Here is a 14,867-nt window from a genome sequence, read left to right on the forward strand (position 1 = left end):
CCATCAGTCCGGGGAACCGTCCTCAGCCGGTGAGGGCGGCCCATCAAGGTGCTCTTCCTCGCCGGCCTTCGGATCGTATGTCTCGCGGAAGACCATCTCGGTCAGCCACCGCTTGAACGAGGGATCTCCTGCGAACTGACGATACAGTTCGGTGTCCGACTTCAGAAACGCCATGATCGCTCGTAGTACGGCGGCGTCGCTCTCGACACGAGCGTTCTGCTCGTCGTTGAACTTCTGGGCGTTGAGGTACTTCTTGTCCTCGCGGACCTTTGCCGGGATCTCCACCCCGATCAGATGGCGTATCCGGTCCTTGTCGGTCCAGGGGATGTTGCCGAAGTTGCGGTTGAATTCTTCGAAGATGACCGAGGCACGCTTCAGCTCGACGTCGGGGCGCTGGCCTGTGCCTGTCGGTGCGGTGACAGTAAGCTCCGCGTCCTCGTCTCCCAGGGCGATACTGATCGCCGTTTGCTGCTCGGCTCGGTAACTCTCCAGGTCAACCGTCTCCAGGATGCCCCGGGAGAGATCATCTTCGATGGGCGCAGGCAACTTTGGGATGAGGAATGTCAGCAGGATCGACAGCTTTAGCCACTCGGGGTTGCGGTAGGGGAGGATGCCAGCCAGGTAGTCGTAGGTGCGCACGAACGCCTTGGCCGTCCCCTTGAACTCGACCTGCTGGTCTTCGCTGCCGAGTTCACGATACGCCTGCACAAGCTGGTCGAGGAACGTCTCCAGGCGTGCACGAGGTTCCTTTGCCAGGAACATTTCCACGAACCAGTCGATGTCCTCCTGACCGTAGACCCCTACCCCATCGAGGACCGCCCGCAGGTCGTGGAGCGTATTGGGGTCGATCTCGTCAGCGAGCATTGTGGTGCGGTACCACTTCTCGAAGGACTTCTGGATGACCTCGGTCTTGTTGTAGAAATCCAGGACCGCGACATCGCGCTTGTCCGGATGAGCGCGGTTGAGCCGGGACAGGGTCTGGACGGCCCGGACGCCGGACAATGGCTTATCGACGTACATGGTATGCAGAAGCGGCTCGTCATAGCCTGTCTGGAATTTGTCCGCACAGACCAGAATGCGGTATGGATCCTCGCGGAGCGTTTCCTCGATGGCCCTGCTCGGGAAGCCGTTGATACTCGCCTCGGTGACGTTCTTGCCGCTGTGCTCGTGTTCTCCGGAGAAGGCAACGATGGCCCGGTAGGGACTCCCTAGCTTCTTCAAGTACGCGTCGATGGCGAAGTAGTAGTCTAGTGCTCGCTCGACGCCCTCCGCCACGATCATGGCGCGGGCCTTGCCACCCACTTTCCGTGGCCGTATTACGTTGCCCAACAAGTGGTCGACCATGATTGAAGCTTTGGCCTGGATGGCGTGGCTGTTGCCTTCGACATAGCGGCGCAGCTTCTTCGCGGCTTTCTTGGCATCGAACTCAGGGTCGTCTTCGACCGACTTGATGAGTTTGTAGTAGCTCTCGACCGTCTGGTAGGTCTTCAGGACATCGAGGATAAAACCCTCTTCGATCGCCTGCTTCATCGTGTAGACGTGGAAGGGGTACTTCTGTCCGTCTGCTTCAAGACGACCGAAGTAGCCCAGCGTCCTGGGTTTAGGCGTGGCAGTGAATGCGTAGTAGCTGGCGTTGTCGAGCAGCTTCTGGCTCTCGATGATCCTGTTGATCTTGTCCTCGGTCGTCTCCTCTTCCTCGGCGGCCTCGCCGGCCGTACCGAGCGCGCTGCTCATCGCATGCGTCGTTTTGCCGCCCTGCCCAGAGTGCGCTTCGTCGATGATGATGGCGAAGCGTCGTTCCCGATGAGTGTTCCCGATGTCCTGGAGGATCACTGGGAACTTCTGAACCGTGGAGATGATAATTTTAGTGCCGTTGGCGAGGGCTTCGCGCAAGTCCTTCGACTTATCCGCATGCTTGACCAGGGACCGGACCTGTGTGAATGACCTGACCGTACGCTCGATCTGCGTATCCAGATTGATGCGATCGGTCACCACGATCACGGCATCGAATTTGGATGAGTCGTCTCCGCCCAGACTAACCAGCTGATGTGCCAACCAGGCGATGGAGTTGGACTTGCCACTGCCAGCCGAGTGCTGGATGAGGTAGCGCTGGCCTGCGCCGTTTGCCTCACTGTCCTTGAGGAGCGCACGGACGACGTCGAGCTGGTGATAGCGCGGGAAAATCTGCCGCCGCGTTGTCTTCCTGGTCTTGGGATCTTTCTCGACCAGGCGGACAGCGTAGTGCTCGATGATGTCCGCGAGGCTCGCGGGTGACAGGATGTCCTGCCATAGGTAGGCGGTCCGGTATCCGTTCGGATTGAGTGGGTTGCCAGCGCCGCCCTCCCAGCCCTTATCGAAGGGGAGGAACCAGGACTTCTTGCCCGCTAGCCGGGTGCAGAACCGTACAGAGTGCTCGTCCACAGCGAAGTGCGCAAGACAGCGGCCATCAGTAAAGAGCGGATCGCGTGCGTCACGCGAGCTCTTGTACTGCTCGACCGCGTCCTCCACGGTCTGTTTGGTCTGCTTGTTCTTCAACTCAAACGTCGCCAGTGGCAGACCGTTGAGGAAAATGGCCAGGTCCAAGGCCAATTGAGTCTCGTCCTGACTGTAGCGAAGTTGACGGGTCACGCTCCAGCGATTCGCGAGGTAGCGCTGCTCGGCCACCTTGTTACCGGGCGAGGGCGTTGCCCCGTAGAAGAAGACTTCGAAGGATCCAGTGCTGGTGGAGTGGTTCATCCCCTTCCGTAGGAGATCCACGACGCCGTAGTTGGTGATATACCCCTGGACGCGGTTGAGGAACTGGGCGCGGACTTGGGACTGAGGAGAGGCCAGCTCGAATGCCGCGGCGGCCTCCGGCTGGGTCGCCTCCAGGAACGCCTGGAGCTGCTCGGTGTCGATGGCTCGGCCGCGGTCGTATGAGGATGGTGAGCCCTCTCTCCAACCACCTGACGGTGAGGTCATATCTGCGACGATGTCGCGCTCGAGGGCTCCCTCGCTCATGTCAGTGCCGCCGTACAGCCTTGCCGTGCCGCTCACATCGACTCCTCGTTTGGGCCGTCACCATCCATGTCAGCGTTCATCCCGTCCTCGTCGGAGTCGTACGCCGCGAACAAATCGGGATCGCGCGGATCTACATTGGGCAACGCAGCCGTGGCGGCGCGGACGTCGAGCTTGCCGGTGACCACGTCGGCAGTCAATCGCGTCTGGTACTCGCGGAGCAGCGCGATTTCGCGCTCAGCGCGTATAATAGCCAGCTCAATTTGGCGCGTCTCTCGTGTCACGTATCGCACAATCGCTACCTGTGCATCCATAGAGGGCACAGGTACCCGAGTAGACTTTACTTCAGCAAGTCCAAGACCCTGTTTGGTGCCACCGTACTCGCTCATCTTGAATTGCTGCTGGCCTGACTGTGAGTGCAAGGCAAGTGCGAGATACTCGGAATTTACGAGATTTGGGCGGGGTCGAATGAGTGCAACATGTTGGTTCACGTAGGTGGGATGCTGAAGTTCCTGCTGGATGACGCCAACGTTTCCTGTCATTGCCCCAGTGATACACAGAAGCAAGTCGCCGGTTTGGGCGCGAGTGCGAACGCCTTCGGCACTCTTGGGAATTGTGACACACTGGATCTTGTCAAGTTTGAGCTTTAGTCGCCTTCCAATATTTCCGCTCTGCAAGAACCAATGTCCAGTTTCTGAGTAGTACCTTGCCCATCCGCGAGACCCGGACGTAACGAGGCTTGCAACCCGCTTAACTTCCAATTGCATTGGCGCGGTTGAAGTCGCAAGATCGGGTACGCGGCACGTCACGGCATTTTCGATCACTGATGCACGCTGTTCGTCCAGTAGGGCGATGAGTTTACGTTTGGCAAGAACTGCTGCCCCTACTCCTCGCTCGATATGGTGTGCGTACTTGACGATAGCGTGCTGTTCTTCCAGTGGGGGAACGGGAAGATACTGTGAGCCGAACTGGCTGAATCGGAAGTCTGTGGATCGCTCCCGGATTCCTTTAGCCAAGGCAGTGATCCAGCCAGAAATAGCCATGTGTCGGACGAGTAGCGCGTAGTATTCTGCTACGACGCCAGGACGAGGCTGGCACACTGCGTAGACGGGGGTGGACTTTCCGTCGGAGTCGGATACTCCAACGGCACCAGCGAACGCGTCCATTGCATGAATAACCAAGTCGCCTTTGCGGACTCCTTGGTATCCGATTTCCTTGACGGATTCAGTGAATCCTGTCATGCGCCGATTCTTTCGCAATGTGACAGTTCCGTCTCGGAAGCAAGTTACAACTTCGTCGCCCGGTGTGACGCTACGCGACATGAGTGTGAACAAGTTCTTCCCGCGACACGTTCCCCAATGTGCAGGGGTGCGGCCCACCCATGGCTGCGCGGAGTCTGCGTAGTGCGAGTACGCGGTGAGTTTTGCCTTCACTCGGATCCCTCGTCAAACAGGTCGCCGAGCAGTCCCTCGGTCTCCTTTTCTAGCTTTACGATGTCAGCCTGAATCTTCTCAAGACTGCGCAGCTTCGGTGGCTTGTAGAAGTACCGGGAGAAGCTGATCTCGTAGCCCTTCTTCGTTGCGCTCTCGTTAATCCACGCATCTTCCGCGTACGGCAGGACCTCACGGCGGAAGAATTCCTCGATGCCGCCGGGTTCCAGGAGTGGAACCTGCTCCGTGTCGCGTAGTTCGCTGTCGGACTCATACTCGACGACAAGAGGCTGCAACTTCCCCGACTTCGCCGGCATCGGCTCATCAGTCTCGTATAGGCCGTACAAAGGGCACGCATCCGCATCTGCCTTGTGGCGCTTGAGGATCACCGGCTTCGCGGTCTCGTCACGCCAGCTCACGCCACGCAGCAAAGCCTTTCGATTGGCAGCGCTGAGCTTGAGACCGAGGCGGCCCATTGCCGCGCCGGCCTGACGGTCGAACTCGTTGTAGTTGTCGAAGATCTGTTCACCCAGCTCACTAAGCAGAGCGATGCCCACCGTGACCAGTTGACCGTCGCGCTCCCACGTCACAGGGTTCAGTAGCTTCTTGCGCGCAGCTTCCTTAAGCACTGGCACATCGGCGTCCGCCTCGTCATCGTCAGAACCGGTCGCGCGGGCCCACTGCTCCAGTTGCTCCCGCACTTGCTTGGCTACAGTCACGAAGTTCGTGTGCAGGTCATCGCCGAACTTCTCGTAGAGCAGCTCTCGCGCCTCCGCGTCGCCCGAGGCGAAGCGCAATGCTTCCACACGTTCTTTCGTGAACTGACTGCGCAGCCGCAGGGGGCGCTCCACCGTGATTTTCCAGTAGCCGAACTCCTCGTTCGGGAAGATCTTCGAGTGCTCGGTCTGCGTAAAGTCCCGGAATTGCTGAGTGACGTACTCGGCGTCGGCAGGGGATAGTTCGCAGTTCTTGCTGCCCAGGTTCTTGCGCAGAGGCGTAGACCAGCCAGTAGCGTCGATCAACTGCACCTTTCCCTGGCGAGCTTCGGATTTTCGGTTGGTGATCACCCAGATGTATGTGGCGATGCCTGTGTTGTAAAACATGTTCAACGGGAGCGCGACGATCGCTTCGAGCCAGTCGTTCTCGATGATCCAGCGACGAATGTTGCTCTCGCCGCTGCCAGCCTCTCCGGTGAAGAGGGACGAGCCGTTGTGAATCTCGGCGATCCGGCTACCTAGCCGCGAGTCGGTCTTCATTTTCGAGACCATGTTTGCCAGGAACATCATCTGGCCATCGCTGGAGCTGGTGACCAATGAGGACGGTGCTGTCTCGCCTTTGAAGGTCACATTGAATCGAGGGTCAGAAATGTTTGCCTTACCGCCAAGGCGATCCTGGTCAGACTTCCAACTCTTGCCGTAAGGAGGATTGGCGAGCATGAAGTCGAAGCGCTTATCGGGGAAGGCATCATTCGAGAGTGTGGACCATTCGGGTCCGCCCTTGATGTTGTCGGCTGCCTCGCCGTCGCCCTTCAAGAGCATGTCAGCCTTGCAGATGGCGTATGTCTCGGAGTTGATTTCCTGGCCGTACAGCCGGGTAACGACGTCTTCCCAACCATGTTCGGCCGAGAGCTTACGCAAAGTCTCTTCTGCGACCGTCAACATTCCGCCGGTGCCACACGCGCCATCGTAGAGCAGGTAAGTGCCGCCCTTGATCTGGCCTGCGACGGGAAGAAACATCAGCCGAGTCATGAGCTTGACAACGTCACGAGGAGTCCAGTGTTCGCCAGCCTCCTCGTTGTTCTCTTCGTTGAACCGGCGCACTAGGTTTTCGAAGATTGTTCCCATGGCGTGATTGTCGAGACCCGGCAGGCGAACCCGTCCGTAGGCATCGAGTACAGGCTCCGGGGATAGGTTGATCTCCGATGACAGCAGCTTGTTGATCAGCATGCCCAAGGTGTCGTTACGGGACAGCTTGGGGATCTGGTTGCGGAACTCAAAGTTTTCGAGGATCTCTTTGACGTTCGGGGAAAAGCCGTCCAGATACGCCTCGAAGTCGATGCGGAGCTGCTGCGCCGTGGTCCGCTTCGCCAGCTTCTGGAGGGTAAAGGGCGAGGTGTTGTAGAACGCCTCCTTGGCTACCTCTCGCAAAGGAGGGTCCAGCTCCGCAGGATCGATCAGTCCCAGGCTCTTGAGGTCTTCGTAGGTCCGCAGGACGTCTTCTTTCGTTTTCTCGAGCACTGCATCGAAGCGCCGGAGAACAAGCATGGGGAGAATCACATCGCGGTACTTACCGCGTACGTATACATCGCGCAGAACATCGTCCGCGATCCCCCAGATGAAGCTTTCGATGCGACTCTGCTGCGAGCTGTACACCCTGTAACCGTCTCTCCCCGGCCGTGCGGACTCTGCTCAGGTCCGTACGTCACGTCTTTCCCAATGACATCGATGAGCGTAGTCGAGGAGCCCCATGCGTGAGGGGCGTCTGCCTCTGCTGCTTCGGCCATCAGCTGAGGGCCTGGCGGTGGGGCGGCGTTGGCGGGCCAAGTGGAGGCAGGCTGGGATGCCGCAACCGTGCTGCCCGAGATGCTCAGCCGAGTATTACAGCGTTGACGTACGCGTCCCCTGCGGAGCAGACGGGGCCGCGATACCCCCGGGTCAGGGCCAGCGTGTGGCGCCGCGTCGTGTCGGTCAGCAGCTGGTGCGGATCATTACGGTGAGGACCGGCGACGCCGGTGACGGCTGGCTCTGCCCGATGTCCTCATACCCCCACGACTTGTACAGCGCGTGGACCTTTCCGTCGCCAGCGGCCGGGTTGACCATAAGGGTGACGTACGGCTCGTCGCGTGTGGCGAGGAGGGCGTCATGAATGCGCCGGGCGGTGCCGGTCTTTCGCCAGGCTGGCCGGACTCCGATCTCCTTCAGGGCCGTGGCCGGGCGTTCGGTGTACTTCTCGTCCGGCGGCGGGCTGGTGCGCTGCCAGTAGCGGTCGCCGTGCTCGATGGTGTTGCCGTAGGCGTAGCCGACCGGATGCCCGTCCGCGTACGCGAGGACGGCAGTGAACCCCGGCTCGGTGCTGTGCCGGTCTAGGCGTTCGCCGAATGCCGTGACGGCGTAGTTCGGCAGGTGGAGGAGTGGGGCGCGCACGTCGGCGTAGACGTCAAGGAGGTCGCCGCGGGCGGTGTCGAGGGTGGTGAAGGTGCGCAGTTCGATGGCGGGCGCCGTGGTCATGCGGCCATCCTCCAGGTGGCGGTGTGCTCGGTCCAGGTCTGCGCGATGGAGCTGCCCGGTGCGGTGGCGCGCAGTGCGGCCCCGAACTCCTGCAGCATGCGGGTGACCCGGGCGTGCTGGGTGGCGGCTTCGGCCGGGACCTTCATCGCGGTGGCCGTCGCGGCGTCGGGGGCGCCCTGGGCGAGCTGGGCGTGGGCGAGCCGGGTGGTGGCGATGGCCCGGGAACGGATCATGTGGGGCCGAAGGGCGGACAGGCAGCGGTGGGCGTGGTACTCGGCGGTCGAGTAGTCGCCGAGGGCCAAGTGCGCGGAGAGGGCCAGGGAGTCCAGCTCGGCCTGGTCGTAGAAGGCGAGCATCCACATCGGCCGGTAGTCGGTGGGGTCGGCGCGCAGCATGGCGTCCTGCGCCTGTTCGAAGGCGCGGCGGGTGCCGGTGCGGTCCTGTGCCGTGCCGTGGATGGCTCCCTGGCGGGCAAGCCCGAGGGAGGCGAATAGCGGGTCACGGCGGGTGAGGTGCAGGTTGCGGGCGACGTCGTTAGCGGCGGACGCGTCTGCCGGTCGGCCCATGTGGCGGTACATGGTGCCCGCGTGGCTCCAGATGCGGAACTTGATCGCCTGTTCGCCGGACATCTCGGCGAGGGCCTGGGCCTCGCGCATGTGCGCCTTGGCGACGTCGTAGCGCCGGCCGTCGATGGCGGCCCACATCGCGGAGGAGCGGAAGGCGGCTGCTGAGGCGTAGAGGTTGCTGCGTACCCGCTGGGTGGCGCTGCCGGCGTTCTGGAGGTTGAGCGCCTCGTCGGCGAGGGCGGCGGCCCGCTGCTCGATGCCGAGTTGTCCGCCGTGACGGTGGTCGCTGGCGATGATCTCGGCGAAGCGCTTGTTGAGGCGATTGACATCGCTCATGCCGATACGGCGCGGCGAAGCCGTGCCGGGTGCGGCTGCTGCTGCGGCGGCAGCCGCCGCGATACTGCCGACGAGGGTGCGGCGCTTCATGTCGGGGTCCTCCTGCTGCGGTGGTGCCGGGGTGGACGAAGGCCGGCCCCGTGGCACGAACCCTAAAGCGACGGCGGGTAGCCCCGTGACGTCCTCAATTGCCTGGCGGGCAGCTGACTTTGGCCACGTGACCCGGCCCGCTTTCCATGCCCGGACCGATGAGCCGTCGAGTCCTCCAGGGCGTCCGGTCAACCGTCCAATGGCCCTGTTCACGGCCTCGGCGAGGCTGTTGGAGCTGTAGCCGTGTTCGGTCATCCACGCCTCAAGAACGGTGTTGCGGGTGGTGTCCATGCGGGCACGGTAGCCCTCGCTATCCCCGCCCGCCAGGTAAAGGAGAGGTCAAAACGCCCTAGGTCGGGCCGTCGGCTGAGCGCCTGAACGCCCTAACCAACCTGCTGGCAAAGGGAGTTGTCTGGGTGCTGGTCGCCCGCCGCGCCCCACCGTGCGGGCGGCTGTTGACGGCCCGGCCCGCCCCTGAAGTTCCACCGCGGGGGTGGGCCGGGCGCCGAGACGACACGAAGGCTCCACCCCAATGACGAGTCTGAGAACACCAGTTGAGGCCCTCTCCGCCGGCCACCCCACGTACAGCCAGACCTTCCCGTGCGAGCCGTCCACGGCTGAGCTCGGCCGTGAACTCGTCCGGGATGTCCTCGGCGTGTGGCACCTCGACGGTCTCGCCGACCGTGCCGCGCTGATCATCACGGAACTCATCGCGAACGCCTCCAGGCATACGCCGTGTACCGAGATTCGCCTCACGGTTGGGCGGCCGAGCGCGACTCGACTACGTGTCGGGGTCGTGGACCGGGAACCGTCGCGTCTTCCCGTACTCAGCCAGGCGGCTGACGACGACGAGTCGGGGCGCGGGCTGCTCCTCGTCGATGCTGTCGCCGACCGCTGGGGCTACGACCTGCACGGCTCGGGCAGACGCCCTTGGGGCAAAGAGGTCTGGGCGGAACTCCGTACCGAGGCCGGCAAGTGAGCATCCCGGCCACGGCACCCTCGCCCCTTCCGGATCTCGCCCGACTCCGGCCCCGCCAGCAGATGGCCATGGACTGCGCCCTCTGCGCCCGGCGACTGGGAGCGAGCGGTCGACGACTGGGGGAGATACGCCACCGGGGCCTGCCGTTCCAGCTCTGGGCCTGCGCTCCCAACTGCCAGGCCGCCAGATCGACTATCCCGACCAGCTGAGAAAGGGGACGTTCTTCCATGGAGCGGCCATGGATCACCGGTGACTGCTGGCTCGGCTGCGGGCGTACCGGCGTCCTGGTGATCTGGCTCGGCCCGGTGCAGTGGGACGGGCAGCACGCCCCTTTCTACACGTGCGAGCCGTGCCTCGATCGCCTCAAGGCCCAGGCACTCACCTACTTCATGGAGCGACGACCGGCATCCGCTTGATCAGAATCCCGGCACATGACTTCCCGGCGTGAGGCAGGCACCCCGCGAGGACTTCCTACGCGGAGTACGTCCCCTCCTTCCGGGCAGCCAGGCGCCGTCCGGTGAGCAGCCGTCTGGCAACGCTCCTGCGGCGGCACCTGGTGGGCGCTCCAGCCCAGTAACACCACAACGTTTACAAGGAGTTGAAGCATGACGCGCAGCACCGTAGTTCCCAGCCGCACCGAGGTACGCCCGCACATCCCTGGGGCATCGGACGGCTTCGACCTGGACGTCTCCCTCGTCGAGATCGCCGACCCGGCGGGCCTGGTCAACCTCACCGACGACAACTGCGGGTCCACCTGCGGCGCCTGCACCACCAACGTCGCCTGACCCGGTCCCGAGATCACTCCGGTCTGGTGCCGCTGCGTCTCCGCGCGGCGGCACCAGCCGCCCGTCCCCTCGCCTTACGGAGGTACTCGGTGGTTGCTCCGCCCGCAGCGTTCCGCACCGGTTCCACTGCTCTCGTGCGTGCCGTGGTCCGGCCCTCGCTGCCGTTTCCTCCGTGCCCTGACCTTGATGACCGCTCGCCCAGTGGTGCGTCTGCCCGTCTGACGTGGCTACGCGCGGTCTGGGCGAACACGGACGTCGCCGAGGCACTTCAGCACTCCAGCCCGGTCCTGGCCGCGCAGGTACGGGCCCTGTGTACGGCCGAGCTCCCCGCCCTCCGGAGTATGCAGCGCGCGGCGCTGTCCGTGGCCCGCTACCTGCTGCGGGCCCAGCACCGGGCTACGCCCTTCGGCCTGTTCGCCGGCGTGGCCACCGCGGAGTTCGGCCCGCAGGTGCGGTCCGACTGGGGCGAGGAGCACGTGGCCGTCGGCCGCGCCGGCGCACAGTGGCTGGCTGCCGTGGTCGAGCGGTTGGAGTCGTCCCCGGACCTCCTCCAACGACTGCCCGTCGTCATGAACAACACCGTGACGTTCCGCGGAGACCGCCTCATCGTGCCGTTCCAGCCCGACGTCTACGACGACCGGACTCGCGCGGTCGAGGCGTCTCTGGGCCTGACCCGACCGGTGCGTGCGGTCCTTGCCGCGACCCGACTGCCGATCCGGTTCGCCACCCTCGTGGACAAGCTCCAGGCGGAGTTCCCCGAGGCCGGTCCCAAGAAGGCGCGTCAACTGCTGACGGAACTGATCCGGCGGCGGGTGCTGATCACGTGCCTGCACGCTCCGAGCACCGAGACCGATGCCCTCGGGTATCTGGTGGGCCAGCTCGACGTCATCGACGCCGGAAGCCTCGCCTCGGTCGCGGAGACCGTGCGCGAACTCCACGCGGTCCGGGCGGGCATGAAGGAATGTGCCACGTACGGCGGCCGGGACAGCGTCGCGGCGCGGATGCGAGACGTCGTCCCTGGCCTGCGCCGCCACCCCGTCGCGCTCGACCTCCGCCTGGACGCACAGATCGTTCTGCCGGAAGCGGTCGCCCGAGAGATCGAGCGCGCCGCTCTCATCCTGACCCGCTTAAGCAGCCGCCCGTACGGGACCGCCGCCTGGAACAAGTACCACCAGAAGTTCTACGAACGGTACGGCATCGGCACGATGGTGCCGCTCATGGAGGCCGTGGCGGACAGCGGCACCGGCTATCCCGACGGCTACCCAGGCGCTCCGGCCAGCGCACGCAGGCCCCGCGTCTCCGCTCGCGATGACGCGCTCGTACGGCTGGCTCAGGCCGCCGCGCTCGACGGCTATGACGAAGTGATCCTCACGGACGAACAGATCGAGGCCCTCGACGTGGGTCCCGACGAGCTCCGGCTGCCGCCGCACTTGGAGATCGGCGTACGGGTGCACGCGGCCAGCCTGGAAGAGTTGCAGCGCGGGCACTTCCGGCTGGAGGTCGCGAGCGTGTCCCGTGGTGCCGGCGTCTCCACGGGCCGATTCCTCAGCGTGCTAACCCCCACCGACCGCGAGGCCCTGGTCGCGGAGCATTCCGACCTCCCGGCCGCAGACGGCAACACCACGCCCGCGCAGCTCTCTTTCCCGCCCCTGCTCCCCGAGAGCACCCACATCACCCGCTCCCCACAGGTCTTACCCACAGTGATCAGCCTCCAGGAGCACCGCGCCCCGCAGGACACCGTCCTCACCCCGGAGGACTTGGCTGTGGGGTGCGACGGCCGCCGCATGTACCTCGCCGTCCCCGAGCGAGGCCACCGCGTTGAGGCCGTCGGGATGCATGCGCTCAACCTGCGCACCCACACCCCGCCACTGGTGCGGTTCCTCACCGAACTGTCCCGCGCCCAGTGCGCGCAGGTCACCGTCTTCGACTGGGGCGCCGCAGCGGCCATGCCGTTCCTCCCACGTCTGCGGTACGGCCGGACCGTGCTGGCCCCGGCGCGCTGGCGGCTGGAAGCGTCCGAACTGCCCGGCCATGCCCGCCCTCGGGCCGAGTGGGACGCCGCGCTCAGCGACTGGCGTGCCCGCCGGAGGCTGCCGCGCCGCGTCTACCTCGCAGAGGACGACCGGCGCCTCTTCCTCGACCTCGACGAGGCCAGCCACCGTGCACTCCTGCGCAGGCACCTCGACCATTCGCGCCTGGCCGTGCTCGTCGAGGCCCCGGACCCGGAGGCGTACGGCTGGTGCGGTGGGCGAGCCCACGAGGTCGTGGTGCCCCTCAAAGCAACCGGACCGTCGGCATGGCCGCCACTGCCGGCCCCCAGCCGGGCCCGTGCTCTGTCTGCGGCCCAGAGGCAGACGCCTGCCGCTTCCTCGGTTCTTCTGGCCGCCCTGTACGGCGATCCCCGCCGCCAAGACGTCTTGGTCTCCCGGCACTTGCCCGGCCTCCTCGAACAGCTCGGCAACCCGCCGTGGTGGTTCATCCGCTTCCGCGACCCGGATCAACACCTCCGCGTACGCATCGCCCTCCCCGACCCGCAAGCCTTCGCCGACACGGCCCGAACGGTGAGCGCCTGGGCCGACGAGGTACGAAGCGTCGGCCTGCTGGCCGACCTGCGCTATCCCACCTCCTACCGCGAGATGGGCCGCTGGGGCTCCGGCACTGCGTGGGAGGCGGCCGAGGAGGTGTTCCGGGCGGACTCGCGCGCCGTCCTGGCCCAACTTGTCCAGCCACGCCGTCCGGTCCAGCGCACGCTGGTGGCGGCCCACACGGTCGCCATCGCCTCCGCGTTCCTCGGCACCACCGAGGCCGGGATGCAGTGGCTGATCGACCACATCCCGCCGACTGCCCCCGTGCCCGTTCCACGCCCGCAGTTCACCGACGCCGTACGGCTCGCTGACCCGAGCGACGAATGGTCGGCCCTGCGCAGCGTCCCGGGCGGAAACGCCATCGTGTCCGGATGGACTGACCGGGAAGCGGCACTCGCCGCGTACCGGCCGCACCTGCCCGGCCCGGACACCCAGGGCATCGCCGTCGACGACGTCCTGACCTCCCTGCTGCATGTCCACTTCGTGCGCCACGTCGCCGTGAATTTCCCGGAGGAAGAGGTGTGCCTCTACCTGGCGCGTGCCGCCGCCCTGGCCTGGACCGCCCGCACCAAGGGGAGGGCCTCGTGACCACCCACCACGCGCTCGCCCTGGTCGACGCCATCGCCGTCCGGCTCGCCGACCCCGACACCGTGCCCATCGGCTCCAGAACGCTGTCCTCGGACCGGCAGCACCTTGCCTACGGCCCTCCCGGAATCGCGCTCCTGCACATCGAGCTGGCGGCGAACGGCCTCGGCCCGTGGCACCGCGCCCACGACTGGCTCGCCGCCGCCTCCCGGCAGCCGCTCACCAGCGGCCCGGACAGTCACCCCTTCTACGGAGTGCCTGCCTTCGCCCACGCCCTGTCCTGTGCCGCCGACCACCTGCCCGGCTCCTACCAGCGCGCCCTCGACGCGATGGACGCCCAGATCGCAGTCGACGTCGGACGCCGTCTCGACGCGGCACACCGCCGCATCGACGCCGGACGCCTGCCGCAGCTCGCCGAGTTCGACGCCATCCGGGGCCTCACCGGATACGGCGCCTACTTACTGCGCCGAAACCCCGGCAGCTCCACGACGCACGCCGTTCTCGACTACTGCGTGCGCCTCACCGAACCGATCACCCACCACGGCGAGAGCCTGCCGGGCTGGTGGGCGGAGACCGGGCCCTCGGGCAACCCGGACGACCGATTCCCCGGCGGGCACGCCAACACCGGTATGGCCCACGGCATCGGCGGCGTGCTCGCGCTCCTGGCCCTCGCCGCCCGGAACGGCACCGTCACCGATGGGCACCACGCAGCACTGCGCACCATCCTGGCCTGGCTGGACCGCTGGAAGGAGAAGGCCGACGGCGGACCGGTCTGGCCGTACTGGGTCACTCAGGGCGAGCTGCGAAGCGGGCGTCTCGCCTCGTCCGCGCCCCGGCGGCCATCCTGGTGCTACGGCACCGCCGGCCTCGCCCGCGCCCAGCAACTTGCCGCGCTGGCCCTCGGCGACACCCGCCGCCAGATCGACGCGGAGAACGCACTCGTGGCCGCCCTCACCGATCCCGAGCAGCTGAAGGCCACGACGGACACCGGCTTCTGCCACGGCTTCTCCGGCATCGCCCACGCTGCCGCGCGCACGGCCGCAGACGCCCACCCCTCGACCGCGGAGAAACTCCACGCCGCGATCCCGGCCCTCCTGGCTGCGGTCATCCCACCGGGCACCGACCCCGAACTCATGGCCACGACGCTCATCCAGGACGAGAAAGGCGGCCCCGGCCTACTCGACGGCGCCGCCGGCATAGCCCTGGCCCTCCTCGCAGCCAGCACCACCGCCCCACCCCAGTCCGCCTGGGACGCCTGCCTCCTCATCGCTTGATTCATCAACCGAA

10 protein-coding genes are annotated in these 14,867 nt (G+C 65.3%); 5 read left to right on the forward strand and 5 right to left on the reverse strand.

Annotation, left to right across the window (positions count from 1 at the left end):
• Positions 1 to 3 precede the first annotated feature (3 nt).
• From MTQ01_RS12200 to MTQ01_RS12220, 5 genes are all read right to left on the reverse strand, one after another.
• Positions 4 to 3,036: a type I restriction endonuclease gene (locus MTQ01_RS12200; RefSeq protein ID WP_247489572.1), complete on the reverse strand. Its 3,033-nt coding sequence runs from the start codon at positions 3,034 to 3,036 to the stop codon at positions 4 to 6.
• Positions 3,033 to 4,238 carry a restriction endonuclease subunit S gene (locus MTQ01_RS12205; protein WP_247489574.1) on the reverse strand — a complete coding sequence of 402 codons (1,206 nt, stop codon included), beginning with the start codon at positions 4,236 to 4,238 and terminating at the stop codon, positions 3,033 to 3,035. The genes MTQ01_RS12200 and MTQ01_RS12205 overlap by 4 nt, the downstream gene beginning before the upstream one ends.
• A gap of 188 nt (positions 4,239 to 4,426) precedes the next feature.
• Positions 4,427 to 6,799 (reverse strand): class I SAM-dependent DNA methyltransferase, encoded by a 2,373-nt coding sequence (locus tag MTQ01_RS12210; protein WP_247489576.1) that lies wholly within the window; start codon positions 6,797 to 6,799, stop codon positions 4,427 to 4,429.
• 315 nt (positions 6,800 to 7,114) lie between these two features.
• Positions 7,115 to 7,654, reverse strand: a complete 540-nt coding sequence (locus MTQ01_RS12215) for a GNAT family N-acetyltransferase (RefSeq protein WP_059084018.1) — start codon at positions 7,652 to 7,654, stop codon at positions 7,115 to 7,117.
• Entirely contained in the window at positions 7,651 to 8,937 is a 1,287-nt protein-coding gene (locus MTQ01_RS12220; RefSeq protein WP_079082020.1) for a Tat pathway signal sequence domain protein, read from the reverse strand. The genes MTQ01_RS12215 and MTQ01_RS12220 overlap by 4 nt, the downstream gene beginning before the upstream one ends.
• A gap of 241 nt (positions 8,938 to 9,178) precedes the next feature.
• On the opposite strand from MTQ01_RS12220, the gene MTQ01_RS12225 reads away from it, so the two are divergent.
• The 5 genes from MTQ01_RS12225 (at position 9,179) to MTQ01_RS12245 (ending at position 14,854) form a co-directional block, all read left to right on the forward strand.
• Positions 9,179 to 9,625 (forward strand): ATP-binding protein, encoded by a 447-nt coding sequence (locus MTQ01_RS12225; RefSeq protein WP_059084017.1) that lies wholly within the window; start codon positions 9,179 to 9,181, stop codon positions 9,623 to 9,625.
• A 227-nt stretch (positions 9,626 to 9,852) separates the two neighbouring features.
• Positions 9,853 to 10,041, forward strand: a complete 189-nt coding sequence (locus tag MTQ01_RS12230) for a hypothetical protein (RefSeq protein WP_247489579.1) — start codon at positions 9,853 to 9,855, stop codon at positions 10,039 to 10,041.
• Positions 10,042 to 10,230: 189 nt separating this feature from the next.
• Positions 10,231 to 10,410 carry an FxLD family lanthipeptide gene (locus tag MTQ01_RS12235; protein ID WP_030750825.1) on the forward strand — a complete coding sequence of 60 codons (180 nt, stop codon included), beginning with the start codon at positions 10,231 to 10,233 and terminating at the stop codon, positions 10,408 to 10,410.
• Between the two features lie 218 nt (positions 10,411 to 10,628).
• Entirely contained in the window at positions 10,629 to 13,583 is a 2,955-nt protein-coding gene (locus MTQ01_RS12240; RefSeq protein WP_059084051.1) for a lantibiotic dehydratase, read from the forward strand.
• Positions 13,580 to 14,854: a lanthionine synthetase C family protein gene (locus tag MTQ01_RS12245; protein ID WP_059084015.1), complete on the forward strand. Its 1,275-nt coding sequence runs from the start codon at positions 13,580 to 13,582 to the stop codon at positions 14,852 to 14,854. Before MTQ01_RS12240 ends, MTQ01_RS12245 begins: the two co-directional genes overlap by 4 nt.
• The last annotated feature ends 13 nt before the right edge of the window (positions 14,855 to 14,867 follow it).

This window comes from Streptomyces sp. XM4193 (genome assembly GCF_023072595.1).
Lineage (GTDB): Bacteria > Actinomycetota > Actinomycetes > Streptomycetales > Streptomycetaceae > Streptomyces.